This is a genomic window from Marinobacter fonticola, assembly GCF_008122265.1.
Lineage (GTDB): Bacteria > Pseudomonadota > Gammaproteobacteria > Pseudomonadales > Oleiphilaceae > Marinobacter_A > Marinobacter_A fonticola.
Window position 1 is genome coordinate 2407719 of sequence record NZ_CP043042.1, and the last position, 26854, is coordinate 2434572.

Below are 26854 nucleotides of genomic sequence, written 5' to 3' on the forward strand. Positions count from 1 at the left end.
GCACGGATGTTTTCCGTTCCCCGGTGGTTAAACTCAGCAAAGCCGTATCGCGAACATTTTGTGTCCACGAAACGGCTTCCGTAGTTTGCCTTCCTTACTCGCCGTTGAGTATTAGCCAATGGTTTAAGTGCTCGATAGCCTAAACCCATTGGCAAAGGAAGACTGGATTCATCAGAACAGTGTAGCTTTTATGCCACTCTTTGCAGATTAAGTGGCTCGCTGCAGCAATAGGTTCCGAATATGACCGATAGCCTTGGTCGGATTCAACCCTTTTGGACAAACGCTGACGCAGTTCATGATGCCACGGCAGCGGAATACGCTGAACGGGTCATCAAGGTCAGATAAGCGCTCGTCCTGCGCCTGGTCCCGGCTATCCGCCAGGAACCGGTACGCCTGAAGCAGGCCGGCCGGGCCGACAAACTTCTCGGGGTTCCACCAGAACGACGGGCAAGAAGTAGAGCAGCACGCACAAAGAATACACTCATACAGGCCGTCCAGCTTCTCCCTGTCCTCTGGAGACTGCAGGCGCTCGATGGCCGGCTCCGGATCGTAGTTGATCAGGTATGGCTGCACTTTCTCGTACTGCTGATAGAACAAGCTCATATCGACCACCAGGTCCCGGATTACGGGTAGCCCCGGAAGCGGACGGATAACCAGCTTGTCCTTCTTGACCACCTCCGAGAGCGGCGTGATACAGCCAAGGCCGTTCTTGCCGTTCATGTTGAGGCCATCGGAACCGCAAACACCTTCGCGGCAGGAGCGACGATAAGCCAGTGACGGGTCCTTCTCTTTAAGAAGAGCCAGCACATCCAGCACCATCAAATCCCTACCTTCAGGAACATCCAGATCAATATCCTGCATGTAAGGCGCGTTGTCAGTTTCGGGATTGTACCGATATACGCTTACCAACATTCTTGCGTCACCCCCTAGTAGGTCCGAATCTTCGGTTCGAACGTGTCCACCGTCTTCGGCGCGAAGTTAACATCGCGCTTACCCACCCGCTTCTCCAACGGGAAGTAAATAGAGTGCTTCAGCCAATTCTCATCGTCACGCTCGGTAAAGTCGTTGCGCGCATGCGCTCCACGACTCTCTTTGCGCTCAATGGCTGAAACCGCAGTGGCGTAGGCGACCTCATAAAGGTTGTCCAGCTCCAGGGCTTCGATACGCGCTGTATTGAACGCATTGCTGCGATCTTCAAGCTTGGTCTTGCGAACACGCTCGCCAAGCTCATCCAGCTTCCCAAGCCCTTTTTCCATGCTTTCGCCGTCCCGGAATACGCCGAAGTACAGCTGCATGCAGTTTTGCAGGTCCTTACGGACCTCAGCAACACTCTCGCCCTCGGTCGCAGCGTTCAGGCGATCGATACGCGCCATGGCGCGCTTGATATCTTCTTCGGAAGCCTCCATGGCCTCCTCGCCTTCCCGCAGCAGCTTCTCGATGTGCAGGCCAGCCGCACGACCGAAAACCACCAGATCCAACAGCGAGTTGCCACCCAGGCGATTGGCGCCGTGGACCGAGACGCAAGCCGCTTCACCACAGGCAAATAGCCCTTCGATGAACACATCTTTGCCATTCTCATCCTGGGTGATGGCCTGCCCACCGACGTTCGTCGGAATGCCGCCCATCATGTAGTGGCAGGTCGGCACAACAGGAACCGGCTCTTTGACCGGATCGACGTGAGCGAACGTTCGCGACAGCTCACAGATACCCGGCAGGCGCAGGTTCAACGTTTCTTCACCCAAGTGATCCAGCTTCAGCAGCACGTGATCCTTGTCCGGACCACAACCGCGGCCCTCCAGGATCTCGATAACCATTGAGCGCGCGACAACGTCACGGCCAGCAAGGTCTTTGGCATTGGGTGCATAACGCTCCATAAAGCGCTCGCCCTCGGCGTTAATCAGATAGCCGCCCTCGCCCCGACAGCCTTCAGTCACCAGCGTGCCGGCACCATGAATACCGGTCGGGTGGAACTGCCACATCTCCATGTCCTGGACGGGGTAGCCGGCGCGCAACGCCATCCCGATACCATCGCCGGTATTGATAAGGGCGTTGGTTGTGGAAGCATAAATGCGACCCGCACCGCCTGTCGCCAGAACGGTAGCCTTCGACTTGATATAGGCCACTTCGCCGGTTTCAATCTCGATAGCGATGACGCCGACTACCTGATTCTGACCGTTTTTAACCAGATCGATGGCGTACCATTCATTCAGGAAGGTCGTACCGCCTTTGAGGTTGGCCTGGTAGAGGGTATGCAGCAACGCGTGACCGGTACGGTCGGCTGCAGCACAGGTGCGGGCAGCCTGACCACCTTTACCGTAATCCTTGGACTGGCCACCGAACGGTCGCTGATAGATGCGGCCTTGCTCGGTACGGGAGAACGGAAGCCCCATGTGCTCCAATTCAAACACCGCCTGAGGCCCCACCGAGCACATATACTCGATAGCGTCCTGATCACCGATATAATCGGAACCCTTGACGGTGTCGTACATATGCCAGCGCCAGTCGTCATCGGGATCGGCACTCGCAATCGCACAGGTTATACCGCCCTGGGCGGATACGGTGTGTGAACGGGTCGGGAATACCTTCGTGATACAGGCCGTGTTAACGCCGGACTCCGTCAACTGAAGCGCAGCGCGCATGCCAGCGCCACCACCGCCGATGACGATTGCGTCGTAGGAAATGGTCTTGATATTAGACATGGATTAAAGCCCCCAGAGAATCTGTACACCCCAAACGGTATAAACGAACATCACCACACCACAGAACGCCTGCACCAGAAAACGCGGCGCCGTAGCCTTGATGTAATCCGTTGTTACAGTCCAGAGCCCGACCCATGCATGAGCGCCGATGGACAGGAGCGCCATCAGACTGAAAATTCGGAACCAGGATTGGTTGAACAGACCCGCCCAGCTGGCGTAGTCAACATCAGTAAAGAGAAGAAACCCCAACAGGAATAGCGTGTAGAGAGCAAGCACATAAGCCGTGACACGCTGTATCAACCAGTCGAAGACCCCACTACGCCCAAGGTTGGTTACGCTTCTTACCATACCCAAACCCCCGCGAGAACGATCAAAATAACTGAAATGACGATGGTAGCCTTGGCCGCCAGTCGGCCTGTATGCAGCTCTTCGCCGTAGCCCATGTCCATCAGCAGATGCTTAATACCTGCCACCAAGTGAAAAATAAGGGCCGCTAGGATGCCCCAGACAATTAGCTTCGCCAGGAAGCTGTCCAGCAGGTTGCTTACCGCATTGAAGCCACTCTCTCCTGAAAGAGACAACTGCAGGCCGTAGAGAAGGAAAGCAATACCCGCAAAGATAATGATTCCGCTGATACGGTGCAGGATCGAGGTGATCGCCGGCAATGGGAAATGAAACTTGCTGAGATCGAGATTTACTGGTCGTTTGCTATTCACAGCTCTCTCACACTCTTTTTGCCCAGCCGAAAAGCGTTGCCGGGCGGATGGTTGGTGTAGTTGACGTTCTTCTTAGATCCGAACATGGAGGAAGGACACATCACTGGCGAAACGCCGTCGTTGGCGTTCCGGCTTGATGAGCCCTCGATTCCGGGCTACGGATTATAAGGAGTGCCCCCGTGAATTACAAACCGGCAATCGACCGAAATCCTACGTCGAGCCGGCAGTTAGCGCCAATCGGCGTCATAGTCTCGGTTAATAATTAGGAACCTAACAGCGAATTTTAGACCAAGGTCTAATCCCTATGTTTCGCCTCAAAATGTCGACGCCAGCTAAAAGAATTCATAGCTCCAAAGTCTAAAACGCCACTCGAACCACTATACATAACTTGGAATTCCAGCTTCATCCATTGACAAAAAAAGCCAACTCCCTATATTTTGCCGCCACGCTTCAAAACTGTGTGTCGGTCCAACGCCGGGCAAAAACACTTGAATTGAGGCGGCGTAAACAGACAATTAGCTTAGGCCAAGCGACGCAAAATTCGGCGAAAAAACCCAGCTTATAGATAATAAATAAGCACTTTTAGCCGAACTTCGATGATGCAAAGCCAAGCGAAATAGAGTGTGCACAGTCTCGAATCACCGGTTTTGCGGAATAATAACGCAAACACGCCTGACTGCCTCGCGCAGCCATGGACTACCTGCCCCATAGGTATTCCGACCGTGACCTGACGGGGCGATATTGCAATAATATGCGTTTTCGATAGAGCAACCCGGCGGCAGGCGATTTCTTTGCCCTGCTGCAGCAACGCGTGCGGGCGTCCGGGGGCCCTTTCTTACGCTGGAAATGCTGATTATAGGAGAGCACCATGACCGACAAGAAAGCGACGCTTTCGGTGGGTGATAAGTCACTAGAGCTGCCCGTATATGCCGGCACTGAAGGTCCAGACGTAATCGACGTCAGAAATCTCGTCCAGGAAGGCGTCTTTACCTACGACCCGGGCTTCGTATCGACCGCAGCCTGCGAATCCAAGATCACCTACATTGACGGCGCCAACGGTGTTCTTCTTCACCGCGGCTATCCGATCGAGCAGCTGGCCGATAAATCCGATTATCTGGAAGTGTGTTACCTGCTATTGCACGGCGAACTCCCCTCCCCAGAAGAAAACGCACGCTTCCGCGACACCGTTAAACACCACACCATGATTCACGACCAGATGCGCAACTTCTTCCACGGCTTCCGCCGTGACGCGCATCCGATGGCCATCATGTGCGGGGTGGTGGGCGCTCTTTCAGCTTTCTACCACGACCAGATGGACGTCACCAACGAAGAGCAGCGCGAGATTACCGCGCATCGCCTGGTGGCCAAGATGCCAACGATTGCCGCATGGTGTTATAAGTACGCCAATGGCCAGCCGTTCATCTACCCGCGTAACGACCTGGATTACGCCGAGAACTTTCTCCAGATGATGTTCGGCAACCCCTGCGAGGATTACGAGGTCAATCCGGTCCTGGCGAAGGCCATGGACAAGGTCTTTATCCTGCATGCTGACCACGAGCAAAACGCATCGACCTCTACCGTACGGCTGGCCGGCTCTACCGGCGCCAACCCTTATGCCTGCATCGCCTCTGGCATTGCTGCTTTGTGGGGACCGGCGCACGGGGGCGCGAACGAGGCGGTGCTGGACATGCTGGCCGAGATTGGCGACGAAGCCAACATCGAAAAATTCGTGTCCAAAGCCAAAGACAAGAACGATCCATTCCGCCTTATGGGCTTCGGTCACCGGGTATACAAGAACTTCGACCCGCGCGCCAAAGTGATGCGCGAAACCTGTCACGAAGTCCTGTCCGAGCTTGGCCTGGAAAACGATCCGCTGCTGCGCATCGCCCAGCGTCTCGAGAAGATTGCTCTGGAAGACGACTATTTTGTTGAGCGTAAGCTCTATCCGAATGTCGACTTTTACTCCGGCATCATTCTCAAGGCGATCGGCATCCCGACCTCGATGTTCACCGTCATCTTTGCCATGTCCCGGACCATTGGCTGGTTCTCCCACTGGAACGAGATGGTTAGCGGCAACTACCGTATCGGACGTCCGCGCCAGCTTTACACCGGCGCCAGCAAGCGCGACTATCCTACAAAGTAAGCGCCTTGTTGGATTCGCCAGAAAGGGGCTGCACGATGTGCGGCCCCTTTTTTGTTTGAGGCTGTTCGTTTAAGGCTGTTCGTTTTTAAGTGCCGTTCTCGGTGCTTGGGTACCCGCAAGCTCATCCCGGGGCCCAAACCTAAAACCCAACTGCAATTGGAGGAAACCCACCCATGTCAGCGAACGTGACGTTTATCGGGCTTGGCGTAATGGGCTACCCGATGGCGGGCCACTTGGCTCGGGCCGGCCACAAAGTAACCGTTTTCAATCGCACAGTTTCGAAAGCCCGGGATTGGGTCCAGGATTATGGCGGCCACGCGCGCGACACCATTGCCGAGGCCGTGACAGACGCCGATTTCGTGATGACCTGCGTCGGGGCCGATCCTGACCTGAGAGAGGTCTACCTCAGTGCCACCGGCATTATCGACAACGCCCCTGCCAATGCCATCCTGATCGATCACACGACAGTATCGGCGGAGGTCACTGTCGAAATCGCTCGGGCCGCACTTGATCGAGGTCAAGGCTTCATGGATGCGCCGGTGTCCGGCGGCCAGAAAGGGGCCGAAGACGGCAAACTGACGATTATGTGCGGCGCATCCCAGGACGCTTTCGACCGCGCAAGACCCCTGCTCGATACCTATGGCAAGGCGGTGACGCTCATGGGTGAGCCGGGCAAGGGCCAACTGACCAAAATGGTGAACCAGATTGCTGTTGCCGGGTTGGTTCAGGGTCTATCGGAATGCCTGTACTTCGCGGAGCAGTCCGGTCTTGACCAAAAACTAGTGATCGATGTCATTTCCCAAGGCGCGGCCCAATCCTGGCAAATGGAAAACCGGTCCCCGACCATGATAGCGGGCAAATACGACCATGGTTTCGCGGTCAACTGGATGCGCAAAGACCTGAATATCTGCCTGACAGAAGCCCGGCAGCGAGGCATCACGCTGCCGGTAACGGCATTGGTGGATCAGTTCTATGCCGATGTACAGGCGATGGGAGGCGAGCGCTGGGATACGTCCAGCCTGTTGGCACGGCTGCGAAAATTGGGCAACCTGCAGTAAGCCGCTTATGCACGCGGGTGATACCAAACAGAAAAGGCCCCACGGTCGCCCGTGAGGCCTTTTCTTCAACGGTGTTTTCGATAGCCCCGTCAGGCTTTCTTGTCTTTCACCTGCCACTTACCGGCGGTGTAGAAGGCACTCCAGCCTGTGGCCTTACCGTCCTTCTCACTCATAACGTACTGTTCTTTGGTTTTGCGACTATAGCGGATCACCGCGGGGTTGCCCTCGGGATCCTGCTCGGGCGCATCCATCAGGAAGCCGTACTTGGGATCAATCTCCTCCCGGTGCGGCTTGATCTCTTTCACCAACGGCGCCCGGGTCTCCCGATTCTTGGGGAATTTACTGGCAGCCAAGAACAGGCCGGAAGCCCCGTCGCGCAGCACGTAAGTGTCATCCACCTTCTCGCACTTGAGCTCGGGCATCGGCACCGGATCCATCTTAGGCGGAGCGGGCTCGCCGCTACGCAGTAGTTTGCGGGTGTTTTTGCATTCCGTGTTGGTGCAGCCGAAGTATTTGCCGAAACGCCCCGTCTTGAGCTGCATCTCGGAACCGCACTTGTCGCACTCCAGCGTCGGCCCGTCGTAGCCCTTTATACGGAAGGAGCCTTCTTCCACCTCGTAACCTGAACAATCCGGGTTATTGCCGCAGACATGAAGCTTGCGCGTCTCGTCGACCAGATAACTGTCCATCGCCGTGCCACACTTGGGGCAACGGCGCTTCTTACGCAGCAGCCAGCTCTCGCCCTCACCTTCCACATCATCTTCGGCGCTGACGACTTCATCGCCGGAGACCAGATTGATCGTTGTCTTGCAACGCTCCTTAGGCGGCAGCTGGTAACCGGAACAGCCAAGGAATACCCCCGTGCTGGCCACGCGAATCTGCATCGGGCGGGCGCACGTGGGACAGGGAATATCAGTCTCCGTCGGGGTATTACCGCGCATGCCACCGTGGTCAGAGTCGGACCCTGCGGCATCGAGCTGCTGTTTAAAGCGCTCATAGAAGCCATTCAACACCCGCTTCCAGTCGATGTCACCGGCGGCAATTTCGTCCAGCTCTTCCTCGAGGCGGGCCGTGAAGTCGTAATCCATCAAATTCGAGAAGGATTCGGACAGTCGATCCGTGACGATGTCACCCATTTTCTCAGCGTAGAAACGGCGATTCTGTAAACGCACGTATCCCCGATCCTGAATGGTCGAGATAATCGACGCATACGTAGACGGCCGGCCAATGCCTCGCTTTTCCAGTTCCTTCACCAGGCTCGCTTCCGTGTAGCGCGGTGACGGTTTGGTGAAATGCTGGGTCGGGTCCAGCTTGGCCAGATCGAGTTTTTCGTTGACCTTGATGTCCGGCAGCGCCACGTCTTCGTCTTTTTTCGAGGACTGGGGCGCCGCTTTAAGGAAACCGTCGAAACGAATGATGCGCCCGCGGGTACGCAGCTCGTAGCCTCCAGCTTCAACGGCAATGGAGGTACTGGTGAATTCGGCGTCCGCCATTTGGCAGGCGATGAACTGCCGCCAAATCAAGTCGTAAAGCCTTTCTGCGTCCTTTTCCAAACCACTAATGTCGGTGGGCCGCCGCTTGACGTCGGTCGGGCGAATCGCCTCGTGAGCCTCCTGAGCACCCTCTTTGCTACCGTAGACGCGGGGGTTCTCCGGTAAATACTTGCCGCCAAATTGGTTGTCGACGTAGTCGCGCACGTTGGCCACCGCTTCCTGGCTCAGGTTGGTGGAGTCGGTACGCATGTAGGTGATGAAGCCGGCTTCGTATAGACGCTGGGCTAACATCATGGTTTTCTTGACGCTGAAACCCATCCGGTTGCTGGCCGCTTGCTGCAGCGTGGATGTGATAAACGGCGCACTGGGACGCGAACGCGTGGGCTTATCCTCGCGCTTGGCGACCCGGAATTCGGAGGCCTTGAGCTTGTCGACATGCGCTTTGGTTTCAGATTCACTGGTGGGCCGGAACGCCTTGTCACCGTCGCGAGTCACTTCAAAGCGCACCGGAGACTTCTCGTCCTTGGGTGCTAAATTGGCATGTACTTGCCAATACTCTTCCGGCACGAACGTGCGGATTTCCCGCTCTCGCTCGGCGATGAGACGTACCGCAACCGACTGTACGCGGCCTGCGGAGAGCCCGCGCGCCAATTTGCTCCAGAGCAACGGCGAAACCATATAACCGACTACCCGGTCGAGGAAGCGCCGCGCCTGCTGGGCATTTACCCGGTCGCGGTCAAGCTGGCCGGGCTCTTTGAAAGCCTCCTGGATGGCGCGCTTGGTGATCTCGTTAAACACCACCCGGCGATACTTGCCAGCGTCGCCGCCGATGGTTTCCTGCAAGTGCCAGGCAATGGCCTCCCCTTCTCTGTCCAAGTCCGTTGCGAGGTAAACGTGGTCAGCGGATTTAGCCAGTCGCTTGAGTTCGTTAACCACCTTTTCCTTGCCCGGAAGTACCTGGTAATGCGCATCCCAGTCTCTATCGGGATCAACCCCCATACGGGCAACAAGTTGTTCCCGGGCCTTGCGCTTCTTGTACTCGGCCTTCTCTTCGGGGTCCATCTTCCGGGTTTGGGCCGCCTGCTTGGCGCGGTCCTTGGGATCAGATTGGGTACCACTGCCGCTGACTGGCAAATCGCGGATATGCCCGACACTGGACTTCACCACATAGTCGGGGCCCAGGTACTTGTTGATGGTTTTCGCTTTTGCCGGTGACTCGACAATGACGAGATTCTTACCCATAGCGGAATTGGTTTCCTCACATGCTCCCTTCAAAGCAGGGAGCCTCAAAATCAGGTTTAGAGAGACACTGAGCAGATGTCAAAACCTGAGCAGTCAGCACGACAGCTCTTCAGTGCAACTCATTATTGGCTAAAAATCAGGCTGCTAGCGCATTTACACTCGCAGCTTTATAGGTGCTCTGTTTTACAGGGTCAAGATGAACAGCACAACCCATCTTTGGGCCGAGCTTTCGATAGTCAACCATCAATCTGAACCCACTCGCAAAAAAAAGCCCGGCGATTGCCGGGCTTCCGTCAGTCACGCTTGCGAGATCACACCCGCTCCCAGACGGTGGCGATGCCCTGACCCAGGCCGATACACATGGTGGAAACACCCAATGTGCCGCCCTTGGCCTGCATCACGTGCAGCAGGGTGGTGGAAATGCGCGCTCCAGAGCAACCCAGCGGGTGCCCCAGGGCAATCGCCCCACCGTTCAGGTTCACTTTCTCGTCCATGACGTTCAGCAGCTTGAGGTCCTTGAGGACCGGCAGCGACTGGCCGGCGAAGGCTTCGTTCAGTTCCCAGAAATCGATATCCTCGATGTTCAGGCCTGCACGCTTGAGCGCCTTCTTGGTGGCAGGGACCGGACCGTAGCCCATAATCGCGGGATCACAGCCGGCTACGGCCATGCTGCGAATACGCGCGATAGGTTTCAGACCCAACGCTTCGGCCCGTTCGGCAGACATCAGCACCATGGCTGAAGCACCATCGGTCAGCTGTGAGGACGTGCCCGCAGTCACGGTACCGTTTTTCGGATCGAAAGCAGGACGCAGCTGACCCAGGGACTCGGCGGTCGTCTCAGGACGAATAGTTTCGTCGGCCTCGATCAGCTTAACGAACCCGTTCTCATCGTGTCCCTGAATGGGCACGATTTCGTTCTTGAAGCGACCCTCGAGCGTAGCTTCATGCGCCAGACGGTGAGAGCGGGCACCGAACTCGTCCTGCTGTTCACGGGTGATGCCGTGCATCTTGGCCAGCATTTCCGCGGTCAGGCCCATCATGTTGGAGGCCTTGGCGGAATACTTGGACGCCGCCGGGTTATGGTCGAAGCCCGAAGTCATCGGCACGTGGCCCATATGCTCAACGCCGCCGACCATGAAGACATCGCCGTTGTTGGTCATGATGGCCTGAGCCGCGGTGTGGATCGCCGACATGGCGGAGCCACACAGGCGGTTGACGGTCTGAGCCGCGGATTCGTGCGGCAGGCGGGTCAACAGCGAAATCTGACGCGCCACGTTGAAGCCCTGCTCCTGGGTCTGGTTAACACAGCCCCAGATCACGTCTTCAACTTCTTTCGGGTTCAGCTCCGGATTACGCTCGAAAATAGCTTCGATCAGCGCAGCCGACAGGTTTTCCGCACGCACGTTGCGGAAACATCCGTTCTTGGCACGACCCATCGGAGTCCGCACGCAATCGACGACGACAACGTCTCTCGGATTAAGGCTCATAGATCTTTCTCCGTTCGGAAATCTCGTTCAGGGTTAGCCAAAGAACTTTTCGCCATTCTTGGCCATATCACGCAGTTTCTCGGTCGGGTGGTACAACGGACCCAGATCTGCATACTTGTCTGCCAGTTCGACGAACGTGTCGACACCCATGTCGTCGATGTAGCGCAGCGCGCCACCACGGAACGGCGGGAAACCGATACCGTAGATCAGGCCCATGTCGGCATCGGCCGGGGATTCGACGATGTTGTCTTCCAGGCAGCGAACGGTTTCCAGGCAAAGCGGGATCATCATACGGGCGATGATATCTTCTTCACTGAAGTCGTTCTTGGACTGAACCACCGGCTCAAGAAGCTTGTAGGCCTCTTCGTCAACGACCTTCTTCTGCTTGCCCTTGCGGTCCAGCTCGTACTTGTAGAAGCCTTTGTCGTTCTTCTGGCCATAACGGTTGTTGTCGAACATCACGTCGATCGCCGTTGTGCCTTCGTGCTTCATACGATCCGGGAAGCCGTCAGCCATAACTTCACCAGCGTGCTTACCCGTATCCATGCCAACGACGTCCAGCAGATAAGCCGGACCCATCGGCCAGCCAAACTTTTCCATCACCTTGTCGACTTGCTGGAAGTCCGCGCCGTCACGCACCAGACCGATAAAGCCGCCGAAGTACGGGAACAGAACACGGTTGACCAGGAAGCCCGGGCAATCGTTGACCACGATTGGGGTCTTGCCCATGGCCTTGGCGTAAGCAACAGTAGTCGCAATCGCACGATCAGACGTCTTCTCACCACGGATGACCTCAACCAACGGCATCATGTGTACCGGGTTGAAGAAGTGCATGCCGCAGAAGTTCTCGGGACGCTTGAGGTTTTTAGCCAGCAGATCGATGGAGATCGTTGAGGTGTTGGAGGTCAGAATCGCGTCGTCCCGAACCATTTCTTCGGTTTCACGCAGAACCGCATCTTTCACCTTCGGGTTTTCAACCACCGCTTCAACAACCAAGTCTACGTTCTTGAAATCACCGTAGTTCAGGGTGGGAGTAATGCTGTTGAGAACGTCAGCCATCTGGTCGGGCTTCATCTTGCCCTTGTCGACGCGCTTGGCCAGCAGCTTCTTGGCTTCCTTAAGGCCCAGGGCGATACCGTCCTGGTTGATATCCTTCATGATGATCGGAGTGCCTTTCAGTGCAGACTGATACGCCACACCGCCGCCCATGATACCGGCGCCCAACACGGCGGTCAGTTTCACGTCGTTGGCTTCCTTCTCCCACAGCTTGGCCTTTTTCTTCAGCTCCTGATCGTTCAGGAACAGGCCGACCAAGCACGCTGCGACGTTGGTCTTGGCCATTTTGGCGAAGCCCTTGGCCTCAACCTCAAGCGCCTTGTCGCGCGTCAGACTGGCATGCTTCTGCATCACCTTGATAGCTTCGACAGGCGCGGGGTAGTTTTTGCCCGCCTTGCCGGCAACGAAAGCCTTGGAGATCTCGAATGCCATCATGCTTTCCATGGCGTTGAGCTTGATCTTGCCCTGCTTTTCTTCGCGACGAGCTTTGTAATCCAGCTTGCCTTCGTTGCACTGCTTGATCAGATCGACAGCAGCCTCAATCAGCTTGCTCCCTTCCAGGACCGCATCCACGGCGCCTTCTTTGAGCGCCTTGTCCGCCCGGTTCTCAGTACCGCCGGAGATCCATTCGATGGCGTAATCGACACCGATCAGGCGGGACAGCCGCACGGTACCGCCAAAGCCTGGGAAAATACCCAGTTTGACTTCCGGCAAGCCAACCTTCGCCTTGCTATCCATCACCCGGTAGTCGGTCGCCAGACACATCTCAAAACCACCGCCGAGTGCCATGCCGTTAATGGCGGTGACCGTCGGGAACGGCAGATCTTCAATCGTGTTGAATACCTCGTTGGCCTTGAGGTTGTTGGCCACCAGGTCTTCTTCTGAACCGGCAAACAGTTCGGTAAACTCGGTGATATCAGCACCGACAATAAAGCTATCCTTGGAGCTGGTGACAACCAGGCCCTTGATGTCCTTGGATGCTTTCAGCTTGTCGGCGGCGGCCCCCAGCTCTTCAATCGTCAAACGATTGAACTTATTGACTGACTCGCCCTGCAAGTCGAAGTTGAGCTGAGCGATCCCGCCTTCGATCTCTTTAACCGTGATGGCTTTACCTTCGTAAATCATCAACTGATCTCCAGTCTGTGTTTGGAACTGCACCAACGCCCTTACCGGCAAAAGCCAAGGCTCATTCATGCAGAGAGATTTCGGTCACTGCCCGATCATTCGATCCAAAATTCATACAGTCGTTTGAATCGAGTGCCGCACACGATGAAAAAAAACCATGGGTTTGTCAATTTGTTTCTCTCGACTGATCGATGCGCCAAGTCCTACCCACTCGTCATCCATACGCTTTAATAAACAACAATAAATTATTACAAACAAAAGCTTATGAAGGGCTTCTAGCTAATGACATGAACTACGCTTCTTAATACCGCCCAAGCTTTGCGCTTAGCGCACCAAAAGGCCGTGTAAAAGCCTGTCAAAACCGCTTGATTGGTGGGCAAAGTTAATTTAGCCTCACATCCAATCAAGCGACAATAGTCGACGACACTAAACAAGCAAGGCGGTGTCAAAGAGTGTTGCACGCCCCATAAAAACAAAAGCTAACAGACAATTTAGTACGGAGATTTCGCTAATGACTCACTCCGGCATCTGGACTAGGGCGTCGTTTGTGGCGCTGCTTACGTGCGCGTTGTTGCTCTCACCATTTACCTCACGAGCGGCCGAAAACCCACTTCTTTCCAGCCTCCACGATTTTCGGCTCAGCAATTTTGAAGCGCTTAATGCCTACTATAATTTCAGCGTTAACGGCTCCACCGAAACCCTGAATGAAATCGTCGCGGCCATCAATACTTCCAACACCCAGATGAACAGCATCGGCGACCAAAGTTCCGGCTTACTGAACGATGACCAGGTTTCACGGCTAACCCAGGATTTCGATCAATTCAAAGACCTGATGCGGCAGAACATCAACGACGTACGCCAGAACGGCTACCCTGATTTGCGCTTAGTATCCGACATGGCCAACCAGGCTGTGACCCTTAGCAAGACCTCAGCTGAAATGTACGATATTGTCCGCACCGACGAGCAGGTGACGACAGATAAGCGCGTCGAATCCGCTCGTGCGGCGGCCGTTCTGATGGCGCAGATGATGAGCAAGTATTCCGCCCGCTCCACATCGGCTGTGTCGCAAACATTCCAGGGAGCCGACACCGAAGAGCCTTTGGATGAACAGGCCAAGCAATTCGACGCCCTGCTGTCCAGTATTACCGCCGGCAACCCGAGCGACGAACTCCGCGCAGCACTGAGCGGCATCTCGTCCAAATGGGGATTCATTCGCAGCTCTTACGTCAATTACAACGAGAACAACGTGTCGTTTGTTATTGACCGCTATTCGCAGGGTATCCTCGAAGGTTTGGACGAAGCCATTAGTGTCATGACGGACAACACGCCGTCGTCGGCCGCAACCACGGCAGACACCTCCACTAATTGAGAGTGACGGGCCTCGGCCCAAACGCTTCGAGTGAACCGCCACGTACCGGCCGCTTGTTCATTCGCACTCCACTGGCTGCCCAGTCGATTGAATTTTCCAGTTGATTGGGCACGATCAGTGGCCCTCCCGCAGCATCGCGACTTAACACTCGCTTGCCGGAACTCCCCAAGACATAACTTCGCAGTCACGAGCCAATATTGCTCACTCGGTTCATCAGGGACACAACTGTTGCCTGAAGAACAATCAAACTGATACCAGAAGTTTTATAGACAAATGCTCTTCCATAGTGTATTTACACTATATGACTATTAACAATGAGATGTATGCCATTGTCGCAAGAGACTGCCTGTGTCGCAAAGCTCGCATGGTTGACCGTATGATTACCCGTGCCTACGACGATGCCTTGCGGCCGATAGATCTTAGGATTACTCAATTTACGCTACTGGCCGCGATCGGGTATGGCGGACCCAACTCCATCAGTGAACTTGCCGACTGGTTGGCGATGGAGCGCACTACCCTTACACGAAATTTGAAACTTCTGGAGCAGAACGAATTCATCGCCATGGGTGCCGGGAGCCACCACCGTTCCCGCGCTATTAAACTCACCGCCCCCGGCAAAAACAAGCTCGAGCAGGCGTATCCGCTATGGCAGGCGGTGCAAGAAAAGTTTCGTGAGAGCTTAGGGAGCGAGGGATGGTCTCATGCCCATGACACCCTTGCTCAGCTTGCAGACGCTAAATCAATGAAGTGAATATTTAGAAAAATTGCCGGCCCTCCCCTCAAGGGCCTTTTTTAGGAAACTTATAGTGTAGTTACACTACAAAGAAAGGGACATTCCATGCAAAGCAGAACTGATCGAGCAGGTCGCTTTTACCATCTCATACTGACTTACCGCTGGTTGGTCATTTTTCTGGGCATAAGCCTGATCGTTGTCGCGGCTGTTTCGTTGCCAGGCCTGGCTAAAGACACGTCCGCTGGTGCATTCATCGATCCTGAGAATCCCGCGTTGCGCTACCGGGAGAACGTTAAGGAAGTATTCGGCTTAAGCGATCCCATCGTGGTCGCCGTAGCTAACCAAGGTCCAAACGGCATTTTTAATCCGCCGAGCTTGGGCTTGGTGTCGTGGCTGACCGAGAAAATTCAACGTCTTGATAACGTCGATCCTGAACGGGTAATGAGTCTGGCGACTGAATCCAACGTTATCGGCAACGACATGGGTATAGAGGTTCACGAGTTTCTCGACCCAGTACCGACTACCCAAACGGAAGTGGCTTCGGTAAGGGCCGCTGTCGAAAACTTTCCCCTTTACCAAGGCAGCCTCGTTGCTCGCGATGGCCGTGCGACCCTGGTCGTGGTTGAACTGCTGGATGAGGAAAAAGCCCAAGCGACCTACGATGCAATTCTGGAGTTGATTTCGTCAGCCCCCAAAGGCCCGGGTGACGAATTGCTCGTAGCCGGCGAAGGTGCTGTGGCAGGTTATCTTTCCAGCTACATAGACCAGGATGCACAGCGATTAAACCCTTTTGCCGGACTCATCATTACTCTCATTCTGTTCCTTGCCTTTCGTACGGTCCGGGCCGCATTACTACCCAATGCCGTTATCTTGGCGACTGTCGTCATCACATTGGGCCTCATGGCCGCAAGCAATACGCCCTTTTATGTCATCACCAATGGTCTCATTGTCTGCATGATCGGGATCGCGGTGGCCGATTCGATCCATGTATTCAGTCAATACTATGAAGAGCTCCGAAAAGCACCGACCAGCTCTCAGCACGATCTTATCATTCGCACCATGCAAGCCATGACGCGACCCGTGACGTTTACGACCCTTACCACTGCAGCTGGCTTCCTCTCCCTTTACCCGACGACCGATATGCCGCCCATTCAAGCTTTTGGTCTGTTTGGGGCGCTCGCCGTGACAATTGCCTGGGTTTATACCCTATCAGTGCTCCCTGCGATCATGAGCTTTCTGAAACCACGCGCTAGCAAGTCATTCAGAAATACCACCGGAGACGTAGTCAAAAGCCCCAGTTATCGACTCATGGATCGCCTTGGCCGTGCGGTGCTCAATAATCCCAGGGGAATTATCGTATGCGGCCTGATTGTCGCAGCAGTAGGTGCGGTAGGTTTATCGCAAGTTCAGGTTGAGGACCAGCGAATAGCAAATTTCAAGCCCTCTGAGCCGCTGTATCAAGCTGATAAACAGATTAATACGTTAATGGACGGAACCTATCATTTGGATGTCGTGGTTGAGACCCCCGAAGATGAAGGCCTACACGACCCGGCCCGGTTACGCAAAATAGAGAAACTACAGCGCTTCCTTGAGGAGCAGCCGCACGTTAACGGGACCACGTCCATCGTCGACTACATCAAGCAAATCAATCGCGCCGTCAATGAGAACCAAGCCAATGAATTTACCATTCCTGACAACCCTCAGCTGATCGCTCAACTGTTTTTACTGTACGCCACTTCCGGCAGCCCTACCGACTTCGAAGAGGAAATTGACACTGCACATCGCCAGGCGCTGGTTCGTGCCTATCTCGACACAAACACCTTCGCCAACAATCGTCAGCTTGTTCCCGTAGTCCGGGAGTACCTGACCGACCAATTTAACGAACCCGGTCTTACCGCGACCCTTACCGGTCGTGTCAATGTCGACTATCACTGGATTAACGGTGTGGCTGAGAGCCATGCGGGCAGCGTCATCGCATCGGTCCTGGCTGTACTACTGATGGCCTCTGCGGTGTTCAGGTCTGTGACGCTGGGTGTGTTGGCAGTCGTTCCGGTGGCAATGTCCATCCTGCTGATCTACGCCGTTATGGGTTTCATGGGAATCTGGCTCGGCGTCGGCACCTCCATGTTCGCTGCGATTGCTATTGGACTTGGCGTTGACTCCGCTATTCACACCCTTGAGCGCGTGCGTGAACTCGGCAATGACCGAGTGGACAAACCCCTGTCGGTCGCGCTGACCGAACTTTACCCGACCACCGGGCGCGCCCTGTTTTTCAATCTGGCAGCCGTGGGCCTTGGCTTTGGGGTGCTTTGTCTGAGCGATGTACCTCCGTTAGTCCGGTTCGGTGGTTTGGTAGCGTTGGCGGTTAGCGCCTCGTTCATCGCAAGCATCACGCTCTTGCCTGCTCTTGTGCTGCTGGTCAAGCCAGCCTGCATTGTCAGTCCAATTGCGCCGCGCGGCAGACAAAAAAAGGGTGCTGTCACGGCCGCCGTACTGGTGCTTGGGACCGGAATGGTTGCGATTCATGGCATACCTGACGCCAGCGCTGAAGAACTGCCCGAAGGTGCAGAAATTATGAGCTTCGTCGCGGCGCGGCCGGAAGGACAGCAGGTCACACGCAATATGGTGTTCGAATTAACGGACCGGCGGGACCAGACGCGTACGCAGGAGATCAAGGCGTTCAGACGTTATTTCGGCGATGAAAAGCGGACCGCTCTATTTTATACCGCCCCGGCCAATGTCCGTGGTACTGGATTTCTAACCTATGACTATGCAAGCGATGCAAAAGACGACGACCAGTGGCTATATCTTCCCGCCTTACGCAAAGTACGCCGCATTCCGGCTTCCAATCGCGGCGATTATTTTCTCGGTACCGATTTCAGCTACGAGGAGATCAAGAGCGAAAACAAAGTCAGCTTGAAAGACTACGAATTTCGGACGGTGGGCAAGGAAACAATCGATGGAGTTCAGCTATACGTCGTAGAAGGTACAGCGGCGACCGCGGATATCGCCAAAGAGCTTGGCTACAGCAAGGCCGTATGGCGGATCGACCCGGCGATGTGGATCTCCCGCAAGAGCGATTACTGGGATGTCAATGGAAACCATCTGAAGACTATTAAAAATCTACAGATCGAGAAGATAGACGACATCTGGACTGTTTTACAAGTTCGGGCAATTAACCACAAAAGCGGTCACAGTACTCTGATCACGAGCAGTGATGTCGATTACCAAAGCTCAATACCGGCTCGCACCTTCGAAAAACGCGCGCTGGTACGAGGGCAATAAAATGGGAGCATCTATCAACCCAAACCGACTCGCCGCCCTATCACTAATAGGCTGCCTGAGCCAAACAGCGAGTGCCCTGACGCTCCAGGTCATGGGGGATTTCGACGTAGCCGTCGAAACCACGGATGGCGACCTTCAGAAGTCGGAGTTGGTTCTCACGCCACGGATGGATTTCGACTTGCCGGAATCCGTACGGGCCACGGTGATTGCCCGCGGTCGCTTCGACGCCGCTGACGAACTATCTCCAGGCCAACCGCCTCAAAATAGTCGAAGCGAGTGGAATCGCCGCGTCTACTTGGGCGACCACGGGGACCTGGAATTAAGAGAGGCATACATTGACGGGTTCGCGGGCGATGTCTTTGTCCGCTTGGGAAAACAGCAAGTTGTGTGGGGTCAAGCCGATGGCTTAAGAGTTCTGGATGTACTGAACCCCATCGATTATCGCGAGTTTATTCTGCCTGACCTCGATGAGCGACGGATACCCCTTTGGATGCTCAACGCCGAAGCGCCATTATGGGAAGGGACGCTTCAGGTCGTTGCGGTCCCGGATCAAACCTATGATGAACTGCCGCCTTTTGACGGGGCCTTCGGCGTTAGTTCGCGCCTGCTCGTACCGAAAGCCCCTGACGGCGTTCCTGTCACCATAAACGATCCGGATCGTCCCGACAGTCCCTTGCAAGACGCCGACGCGGGTGCTCGCTGGCAAGCTTTTGTCGGGGGCTGGGACGTAAGCCTAAATTATCTCTATCACTATCACGACCAAGCAGTTTACTACCTTAACGAGCGCCCAGGCCGCATCGTGGTCAGCCCAACCTATGAACGTACTCATCTCGCAGGGGCGACATTCTCCAATGCCTTTGGTGACTTTGCCCTGCGCGGCGAAATCGGCTACTCCACAGACCGTTACTGGGTAGCAGACCCTAGTAGCATCGCCAACGGCGTTGCGGAAAGCCCTGAACTGGCTTACGTGATCGGCCTGGACTACAGCGGATTTAGCGACACATTCTTCAGCATACAGGCCTTTCAAAGCTACCTCACCGATCACGCACCGGGCGTCATCCGCGACAGTTTAGAGACACAGCTAACCCTTCGCATCAGACACCTGATTTGGAATCAAGCATTGGGCCTGGAGGCTTTCTTTATACAAAGCGCCAATGACGCTGATGGCTTACTTCAGCTTGAAGCGAACTATCAGTTTAGAAGCGATCTGGTGGGCCGCGTCGGCGCCGATCTGTTCTTTGGCGATAAATCGGGCCTTTTCGGCCAGTTCCAGGAGGCCAATCGTATCAATATCGGTCTGGCCTACTCTTTCTGATTGTTACGACACACCTGATTGTTACGACACACCTGATTGTTACGACATAGCCACAATACAAGGGACGTTTCAAATGAAAATAAAGCGACTGGGAAATAGCATAAGATCGAGCATTGTCGGATCACTATCAGCCGTTATGCCCGCCTACTTTGGTTCGATTGGCGCTAAGGTCTTCTTGACCCCAAGGCGAAACACAAGTACCCAACACTGGAAAACGGCTTACGACAAGGCCACACGCAGAGAAGTTGAAGTGGAAGGTCATCGTGTACCGTTCTGGATACAAGGTTGCGGGCCTCTCGTCTTGCTTGTACATGGTTGGGAGCGTGACCACTTTGCGATGGGGGGATTTGTTCGACCACTACTTGATGGCGGATATACGGTTGCTGCCGTCGATCTGCCAGCTCACGGCGAGGCGGACGGAGCCCGCGCGCCATTACCGCTGCTTGCGAAAGCTATCACAGAAGTCGTATCAACCTTGGACCAACCCTGCAATATTATTGCTCACTCCATCGGTGGCGCCATGACCGTACTCGCGATGGAGGCTCATGGGTTGAAGCCGGACCGCGTGGTCCTTATCAGCACCCCAAGATCGGCCGAAGACTACGCTATTGCACAGGGTAAGCATCAAGGCCTCGGACGGCGGGCGTTGCTTAACATGGTTGAGCAAATATCCCGCGGCCTCGGTGAACCTCTAGAACGCTTCCGCGTTGACAACGCGTTGTTGACTCTCAAAGCGCCTGTACTACTGATTCATGCGGAAGATGACGCGATAGTGTCTCTCCAGGATGCAATTGAAAACGCGAAGGCAGGTACGACCCAAACGTTCTGGATTCCAACTGGGGGACACAATCGCATTCTCGGAAACGAGACGGTCATCGAAAACGCCGTCCAATGGCTGGTATCGCCGATACCTCGACAGGTCATCCCGACACCAGACTTTGCGCTGAGTAGCCATTGAAGTAGCCTCATATAGAGGATTCTAGATCAACTACATTTGAAAAAGAGGTCAACCTTGGGCGTGACGCCAGCTCGTCGCCTGTCAGCGCAAATATAGGACCCAGGCAGGCGGCGAGCGGATGTTAAGAGCAGGGAATGCCTGAGGCAATATGAATAAATTGACACACATCAGCGTTTCATTGGCCGCGCTGGCCTAAATTTATGACTCTTCTATAATTTGTGAATATAGCTCGTGATCTATTAGCGCACGCATTGAGCACCGGAGGATACCGACATGGCAATCTATAAGACGATACTTGCGGCGATCGATCTCACAGAAGAAGCGGACCAGATCATAAACCGAGCCCGGGATCTGTGCGGCATCCACCAGGCAGAGCTTATCCTTATACATGTCGTCGAACCCGTCGGATACGCCTATGGCGGGGATATACCGATGGATCTTACGGAGTTGCAGGACCAGCTCGATAAGTCAGCTCGGGAACAACTTGCCGCTTTCGGCAAGAGCCATAATATTGCGGACAACAATCTGATGGTGACCGTCGGACGGCCGGAATCGGAAATCCATCGTGTCTGCGAAGAGCGCGGGGTCGATTTGGCGGTTGTAGGGAGTCACGGCCGCCATGGCATTCAGTTGTTGCTGGGCTCTACGGCAAATGGCGTACTTCATGGTGCCAAGTGCGACGTGCTCGCGGTGCGTCTTAGCTGACACCTATCGGGCTGACTGAATGGTGCGCGGTGGAAGGTCGATGCCGAACCCAGGCAAGTCGCCACAGAACCGCTGATATGTTTCTCAGACCGATGGCCGGGCGTAAGGTCCGTTGGGCTGGCAAGGACGGGATGCTAGCACTCGCCGTCAGCACCTTCCTCTGCGAGGCGAGACTCCAGCTTTCGCAACTGGGTTTCCAATGAAAAGGTGACGCTGGAGGCCATGGAAAAGAAGTTCAGCAACGCTTTCAAATTACTGTCTCCCTTACAGACGGTATGAATCCGCTGCCAAAGCGCCTGATTCACCAGCTGTAGCCGCTGATTTCGGTCAACCAATCCTTGCAGGTTCCAGTCGGGCTCGCCATGGTTACGTTTAACGAAGTACTGCTGAAGCAGGTAGAGCGAAACGCTGCGGGTGATGAACTCTTCGGCATTCGCGAAGGGCATGTGGTGGATCGCCATCGGACGCAGTTCACCGAGGATCGGACACCGGCTGGTAGCCATAATGAGTCCCAGCAACGAACGCAGGGATTCTTCCAGCGTTGTCTCCTTCTCGTAACGACGGCGTTCATCCTCAACGTTTACCGTCACTTTTTGGTAGGCGTTCTCGTCACGGAACGCCTCAACGACCGGCAAAATATCGACCGCGGCAGGACAATACTCAACGCGATCTTTTTTGAGCGGACAGTTACTGCATTGGCAGTGCGCCAACCTCGTCCATTCCGGACGTTCCAAAACCGGCTCGTTCGGTCGCGAGTCAAGACTGACCCGGAACATGCGGGAATCACTGTTGGCTAGGACAAAGGTATAGGTGACGCTCATTCAGTTGACCTTCACAACGACTGCTGAAACATTGATAAACCGAGGCACGAAAGCGTTCCGCCAAGACTCCATCCACCCAAACTTCATCCACCACCACCTCATCCGCCAAGAGCAATAAGTGTAAAGGAATAGCGCGCTGCAAGGCGTGATGTTTGGTGATATTTTGCAATTTAACGAGACAAAACAGCCGACTGAATCACGTCACTCAACCGGCCATCTCTTCAAGTTCCATCCAGCGCTCAATCTTGGCTTCGAGGGTTTTCTCGATTTCAGCCAGCGCCTCAAGCACGCGGGATATATCTTCGTGCGGACGGCTGTAAAATTCAGGATCCGATACTTGCGCCTGGAGCATTTCAATTTGCCCCTCAAGATCGGCGATTTGGTCGGGCAACTGCTCCAGTTCCAATTTGTGCTTGTAGCTGAGCTTTTGGGCTGGAGTCGTGGGTTTGGCCTCAATTTTTTGGGATTTGGCATCCTTCTTCTCCCGCCGCGCCTCAGGCTCGACGGGAACCTCCGCCGGAAACTGGCCGCCCTGGCGCCGCCAGTCGCTGTAGCCGCCAACGCGTGCGGCTACACTGCCCGACCCATCGAGAAATAACGTATCGGTGACTACGTTGTCGAGAAATTCACGGTCGTGGCTGATTACGATGACCGTTCCGGAAAAATCAACAAGCTGCGATTCAAGCAGCTCCAGCGTTTCAACATCAAGATCGTTGGTCGGTTCGTCCAATACCAGGATGTTGGCTGGCTTGCTAAACAGCTTGGCCAGCATGAGACGCGCTCGCTCCCCACCGGAAAAGACACTGACCGGCGAGCGGGCGCGCTCGGGGGAGAACAGAAAATCCTGCAAATACCCGAGAACGTGCTTTTGCTGGCCATTGATGTCGATAAATTCCCGCCCCTCGGCCAAGTTATCCAGCGCGTTCAGGCGAGGATCGAGCTCGCCCCGGAGCTGATCGAAATAGGCAACCGACCGATTGGTACCGAGGCGAAGCTGGCCCGACACCGGCTCCAACTCTCCCAGCAGCAGGCGCACCAGGGTGGTCTTGCCGGTTCCGTTCTCACCGATAAGACCGATCTTGTCGCCCCGCATCACCGTCAAGTTCAGATTCTCGATGAGGGGTTTGCTTTCGCTGTAACCGAAGCTGGCATCAACGGCCTCCACCACAAGTTTGCCGGATCGCGCGGCATCTTCGATGGCGAAACTGGCGTTTCCGCTGCGCTCGCGACGCTGCCGGCGCTCGTCCCGCATCGCTTTGAGCGCTCGCACACGCCCCATATTGCGGGTCCGGCGCGCCTTGATACCCTGACGAATCCAGGCTTCTTCCTGCTTTAGCCTGCGATCGAACTCGGCGTTGTGGCGCTCTTCTTCTTCAAGCGCCTTTTCTTTCAGCTCCAGGTAGCGGTCATACGTTGCGGCGAAGCTGATCAACTGCCCGCGATCGAGCTCAACGACGCGCGTTGCCAGCCGGCGGATAAACGCCCGGTCGTGACTGACGAACAGCAAAGCACCCGGGAACTGGCGCAGGGCATCTTCCAGCCAGGCGATGGCCGGTACGTCCAAATGGTTAGTGGGCTCATCAAGCAGAAGTATATCCGGCTCGCTGACCAGTGCCTTAGCGAGCAATACGCGACGCTGCCAGCCCCCCGACAACGTATCCAGAGTGCTGTTTGGATCAATCCGGAACTGGGCCAGAATAGCGCTGACTTTTTGATCCAATCGCCAGCCGTCTAGGCTTTCGAGCTTTTCCTGAACGTTCATCAGGCGATTGAGGCTGGCTTCATCGGCCTGTTGCGACAGCGCATGAAAGTCCGCCAGCAATTGACCGGTTTCGGGGAAGGCGTCGGCAACCACCTCGTAGGCAGTACGTCGCTCGTCCGAAGGTAGCATTTGCGGTAGAACTGAAAGCACAGTGCCCTCTTCCAGGCGTACCGTGCCACCATCCGGCACCGTCTCCCCGGTGAGGATTTTGAGCAACGTCGACTTACCTTCGCCGTTACGTCCCAGCAAACAGACGCGCTCTCCGCGCTCGATGATAAGCCCGGCGTTATCCAGCAATGGATGCAAACCGTAGGCGAGCGAAACGCTTTCCAGGGACAGCAGCGGCATTAGTTAGTGATCCTCAACATAGTCAACATCAAAGTAATCCCCCACCCGAAGCTCGCCCAGGGCATCGTGAACCGCATTTACACCGAATACGACGCCATCGGGGGTGCGACGAAAACGGCCAAGCTCCCTCAAGGGCTGCAGGTTATCCGAGCGAACACCCTCGTCAGGATGAACGGTGGTCATGACACAACGGGTGCAGGGTTTGACCAAACGAAAACGCAAGCTTCCCAGCGACAGTGCCGCCCAGCGATCTTCCTCGAACGCCTCACCGCCCGACACCACGATGTTCGGGCGGAACCTGCGCATATCTACCGGCTCACCGATCCGACTTGAAAGCGATTCAAGGGACATCGTATGCGTGATCAGAAAGGGAAAGCCATCGGCGAAACTGACGCGACGCTCGTCATCGACATACGTGTTGTCGACCGGCCGTAACGTGGACTCGGGCATATAGACAAACTGTACGGCTTTACCCAGCCACGCACTCAGTTTTTCTGACGGGCCTGGCTGGGCGGGCTGAGCCTTAACCCAGTCACGCCAGACCAGAACACGGCGCGTCTCGTCGCTGGCAACCACCTTTTCTGGCGCTTCGCCAGGGATACTAATGTGCAACCCTGACGGTGTCAGCGTAGCGTTAACCTGCGCCAGTCGCGGTTGCTCTCGCTGGGTCACGAAGCGGCCTTCGTCATCGACGATCATCCAGCGCCGGTCGCCAGCAGGTCCAAAGGCGTCAAGCGTCATCGCATCAAGGGCGACGCCGTGCAGCGATTTAACCGGGTAAAAGAACAGTTGCTCGATTTTCAACTGCGCCATGAGTGTGCCTCCTTGCAAAACGCTAAGGATATCAGCGGCGATGGCAGGGTGTCAGCGAGAAACGAAAAAGCCCGGCACAATGGCCGGGCTTTTTTTGAATCTGGAGCGGGAAACGAGATTCGAACTCGCGACCCCAACCTTGGCAAGGTTGTGCTCTACCAACTGAGCTATTCCCGCTTTTCGTCATGAGGGCGACCCTCTCAACGGCTGCGTATTTTACGCATTCGGCCGCGACCGTCAACACCTGCCCCGCACTTTTTTCATTCGGCCTTACTTTTATCAACCGCGCCTATCTATCGGTCAAACTGGCTACCAGTCAAACCGGCTATTGGCCATACCGGTTGGCGTCGTTATCCAGGTAGGCCTGCTCCTCTGACGTTGGGTATCTGCCCAGCACCTTGTTCCGATGCGGAAATCGACCAAACTGCGCCACGATGTCCCGATGCGCAACGGCAGACGAGTGAAAGCTCCTAAGCACATCCTTTAGTCGGCCTTGCGCTGTCGCCTCCAGTTGTTCATAGAGCGCCACAGCCTTTTCCTGGTCTTTCAGTCGCTCGGAATGCTGCAGCGGCATGATAAAAAATGCACGTTGAATCAACGGTAAATGGAGATCCAGCCCCCGCTCAAGCCCCTCAAGACAATTTAGGCGCGCCTGCCGGTCGTTGTCGTACGCCATCGCACGACCACGGTGGATATTGCGCGTAAACTGGTCCAACAGAATAAGTTCGGCAAGTGCTCCGCCGGGTTCTTCCCGCCAGGCCTCCAGTCCATTTTCCGAGGCCACCAGCACCAAGGAAAGAAAGCGTCGCCGGATCTCCCAGTCAAAGGCTCGGCTGGATTTGAACCAGCGCTCTCGGTGGAACGAGTCTGGCACGCCGTCCTTATCCAGCGGTCCGAACCAAAAATGTAGAACTTCCTGCCACGCAAACATTCGAATCCCTTTTGACGAGCATCTGAACAAAGGCTTATTCAAAGGCTCTCTTAGTTTACTGTAGTGACACAGCCTGAAGTGCTTTCTGGTAAGACTTCGCTAGTGTGCCGTGCGGTTAATTCGCTGATCCAATGAGCCCCTGAGAGCTTTGAGAGCAAGGCGCGGTGGCGAAGGTTTGGTGGTTCCAAATCGAGCCAGCGCAACGCGGCTATCAAAGCTCTCAGGGGCTCCCGAAGGGCGCGTCGCTGACGACGCCGGGCCGTCGTCAGCGACGCGCAGTAGATCAGTGAATTAACCGCACGGCACGCTAGTATCCAATCTGACATACTTTACGTATAGGTGTTATTAGCGTCAGTTCCGTTACCCCAATCAGGAGTCTTTAGTTTCCATGCAAAATCACCGCGTACTTCTACTGGCCCACGGCAGCAGCGACCCTAGATGGTGCGAGACCTTTGAGAAGCTGGCCGGCCCGAGCCTGCAGGCTATCCCGGGTGCGGCGATTGCCTATATGGAGCTCAGTCAGCCATCCCTCAGCGAAGAGATCGCTCGGGCGGCTCGTGACGGCGTATCCGGTGTCACTGTGCTGCCATTATTTCTCGCCGCAGGCCGACACTTGCGCCAGGATGTCCCGGCTATGCTGGAGAAGCTGTCAACCGAACACGGCATCGATATCGAGCTGGCCGCGCCCATCGGTGAACACCCTTTGTTGGGTGAAGCTATTCAGCATATCGTTGAAGAACGTCTTGATAACGATAACCCTCGCTGAAACTAGGCCAATCCATTGAGGAGGTCACT

Annotated in this window: 20 protein-coding genes and 1 tRNA gene; 9 read left to right on the top strand and 12 right to left on the bottom strand. The window is 55.3% G+C overall.

Going from position 1 to position 26854, the window contains the following annotated elements; all coding sequences use genetic code 11:
- Positions 1 to 207 precede the first annotated feature (207 nt).
- From FXO11_RS10675 to sdhC, 4 genes are read right to left on the bottom strand one after another with little or no spacing between them, the layout of a single operon-like run.
- Positions 208 to 912: a succinate dehydrogenase iron-sulfur subunit gene (locus FXO11_RS10675; RefSeq protein ID WP_148862956.1), complete on the bottom strand. Its 705-nt coding sequence runs from the start codon at positions 910 to 912 to the stop codon at positions 208 to 210.
- 14 nt (positions 913 to 926) lie between these two features.
- Positions 927 to 2699, bottom strand: coding sequence for a succinate dehydrogenase flavoprotein subunit (gene sdhA / locus FXO11_RS10680; protein ID WP_148862957.1), 1773 nt, complete (start codon positions 2697 to 2699; stop codon positions 927 to 929).
- A 3-nt stretch (positions 2700 to 2702) separates the two neighbouring features.
- A complete protein-coding gene (gene sdhD, locus FXO11_RS10685; protein WP_148862958.1) occupies positions 2703 to 3047 on the bottom strand; it encodes a succinate dehydrogenase, hydrophobic membrane anchor protein in 345 nt (114 codons plus the stop codon).
- Positions 3041 to 3415 carry a succinate dehydrogenase, cytochrome b556 subunit gene (gene sdhC, locus FXO11_RS10690; protein ID WP_148862959.1) on the bottom strand — a complete coding sequence of 125 codons (375 nt, stop codon included), beginning with the start codon at positions 3413 to 3415 and terminating at the stop codon, positions 3041 to 3043. Before sdhC ends, sdhD begins: the two co-directional genes overlap by 7 nt.
- Positions 3416 to 4283: 868 nt before the next feature.
- Here sdhC and gltA point away from each other — a divergent pair.
- Both gltA and FXO11_RS10700 read left to right on the top strand, forming a co-directional pair.
- Positions 4284 to 5558 (top strand): citrate synthase, encoded by a 1275-nt coding sequence (gene gltA, locus FXO11_RS10695; RefSeq protein ID WP_148862960.1) that lies wholly within the window; start codon positions 4284 to 4286, stop codon positions 5556 to 5558.
- 173 nt (positions 5559 to 5731) lie between these two features.
- Positions 5732 to 6616, top strand: a complete 885-nt coding sequence (locus FXO11_RS10700) for an NAD(P)-dependent oxidoreductase (protein ID WP_148862961.1) — start codon at positions 5732 to 5734, stop codon at positions 6614 to 6616.
- Between the two features lie 89 nt (positions 6617 to 6705).
- Here the strand turns inward: FXO11_RS10700 and topA are convergent, their stop codons facing one another.
- The 3 genes from topA to fadB form a co-directional block, all read right to left on the bottom strand.
- Complete coding sequence (gene topA, locus FXO11_RS10705; protein ID WP_148862962.1) at positions 6706 to 9351, bottom strand: type I DNA topoisomerase; 2646 nt, start codon at positions 9349 to 9351, stop codon at positions 6706 to 6708.
- Between the two features lie 311 nt (positions 9352 to 9662).
- Positions 9663 to 10838, bottom strand: coding sequence for an acetyl-CoA C-acyltransferase FadA (gene fadA / locus FXO11_RS10710; protein WP_148862963.1), 1176 nt, complete (start codon positions 10836 to 10838; stop codon positions 9663 to 9665).
- 33 nt (positions 10839 to 10871) lie between these two features.
- Positions 10872 to 13019, bottom strand: coding sequence for a fatty acid oxidation complex subunit alpha FadB (fadB, locus tag FXO11_RS10715; protein ID WP_148862964.1), 2148 nt, complete (start codon positions 13017 to 13019; stop codon positions 10872 to 10874).
- Between the two features lie 511 nt (positions 13020 to 13530).
- On the opposite strand from fadB, the gene FXO11_RS10720 reads away from it, so the two are divergent.
- The 6 genes from FXO11_RS10720 (at position 13531) to FXO11_RS10740 (ending at position 21384) form a co-directional block, all read left to right on the top strand.
- Positions 13531 to 14388, top strand: coding sequence for a hypothetical protein (locus FXO11_RS10720; RefSeq protein ID WP_148862965.1), 858 nt, complete (start codon positions 13531 to 13533; stop codon positions 14386 to 14388).
- A 301-nt stretch (positions 14389 to 14689) separates the two neighbouring features.
- Positions 14690 to 15139, top strand: a complete 450-nt coding sequence (locus FXO11_RS10725; RefSeq protein ID WP_148862966.1) for a MarR family winged helix-turn-helix transcriptional regulator — start codon at positions 14690 to 14692, stop codon at positions 15137 to 15139.
- 87 nt (positions 15140 to 15226) lie between these two features.
- Entirely contained in the window at positions 15227 to 18406 is a 3180-nt protein-coding gene (locus FXO11_RS10730) for an efflux RND transporter permease subunit (RefSeq protein WP_148862967.1), read from the top strand.
- A complete protein-coding gene (locus FXO11_RS20270; RefSeq protein ID WP_319945913.1) occupies positions 18339 to 19721 on the top strand; it encodes a DUF1302 family protein in 1383 nt (460 codons plus the stop codon). Before FXO11_RS10730 ends, FXO11_RS20270 begins: the two co-directional genes overlap by 68 nt.
- Positions 19722 to 19794: 73 nt before the next feature.
- Positions 19795 to 20679, top strand: coding sequence for an alpha/beta fold hydrolase (locus FXO11_RS10735; RefSeq protein WP_168203158.1), 885 nt, complete (start codon positions 19795 to 19797; stop codon positions 20677 to 20679).
- A gap of 273 nt (positions 20680 to 20952) precedes the next feature.
- Complete coding sequence (locus FXO11_RS10740; protein ID WP_148862969.1) at positions 20953 to 21384, top strand: universal stress protein; 432 nt, start codon at positions 20953 to 20955, stop codon at positions 21382 to 21384.
- Positions 21385 to 21518: 134 nt separating this feature from the next.
- Here the strand turns inward: FXO11_RS10740 and FXO11_RS10745 are convergent, their stop codons facing one another.
- The 5 genes from FXO11_RS10745 to FXO11_RS10765 form a co-directional block, all read right to left on the bottom strand.
- The gene (locus FXO11_RS10745) at positions 21519 to 22205 is read right to left on the bottom strand and encodes a DUF6901 family protein (protein ID WP_148862970.1); all 687 of its coding nucleotides are present in this window, start codon (positions 22203 to 22205) and stop codon (positions 21519 to 21521) included.
- 205 nt (positions 22206 to 22410) lie between these two features.
- Positions 22411 to 24315, bottom strand: a complete 1905-nt coding sequence (locus tag FXO11_RS10750) for an ATP-binding cassette domain-containing protein (RefSeq protein WP_148862971.1) — start codon at positions 24313 to 24315, stop codon at positions 22411 to 22413.
- A gap of 3 nt (positions 24316 to 24318) precedes the next feature.
- Positions 24319 to 25128, bottom strand: coding sequence for an MOSC domain-containing protein (locus FXO11_RS10755; protein ID WP_148862972.1), 810 nt, complete (start codon positions 25126 to 25128; stop codon positions 24319 to 24321).
- 101 nt (positions 25129 to 25229) lie between these two features.
- Positions 25230 to 25305 (bottom strand) — tRNA-Gly (locus FXO11_RS10760).
- A gap of 148 nt (positions 25306 to 25453) precedes the next feature.
- A complete protein-coding gene (locus FXO11_RS10765) occupies positions 25454 to 26059 on the bottom strand; it encodes a DUF924 family protein (RefSeq protein ID WP_148864881.1) in 606 nt (201 codons plus the stop codon).
- A gap of 388 nt (positions 26060 to 26447) precedes the next feature.
- Between FXO11_RS10765 and FXO11_RS10770 the strand changes: the two genes are divergently transcribed.
- A complete protein-coding gene (locus FXO11_RS10770) occupies positions 26448 to 26825 on the top strand; it encodes a sirohydrochlorin chelatase (RefSeq protein WP_148862973.1) in 378 nt (125 codons plus the stop codon).
- Positions 26826 to 26854: the final 29 nt, after the last annotated feature.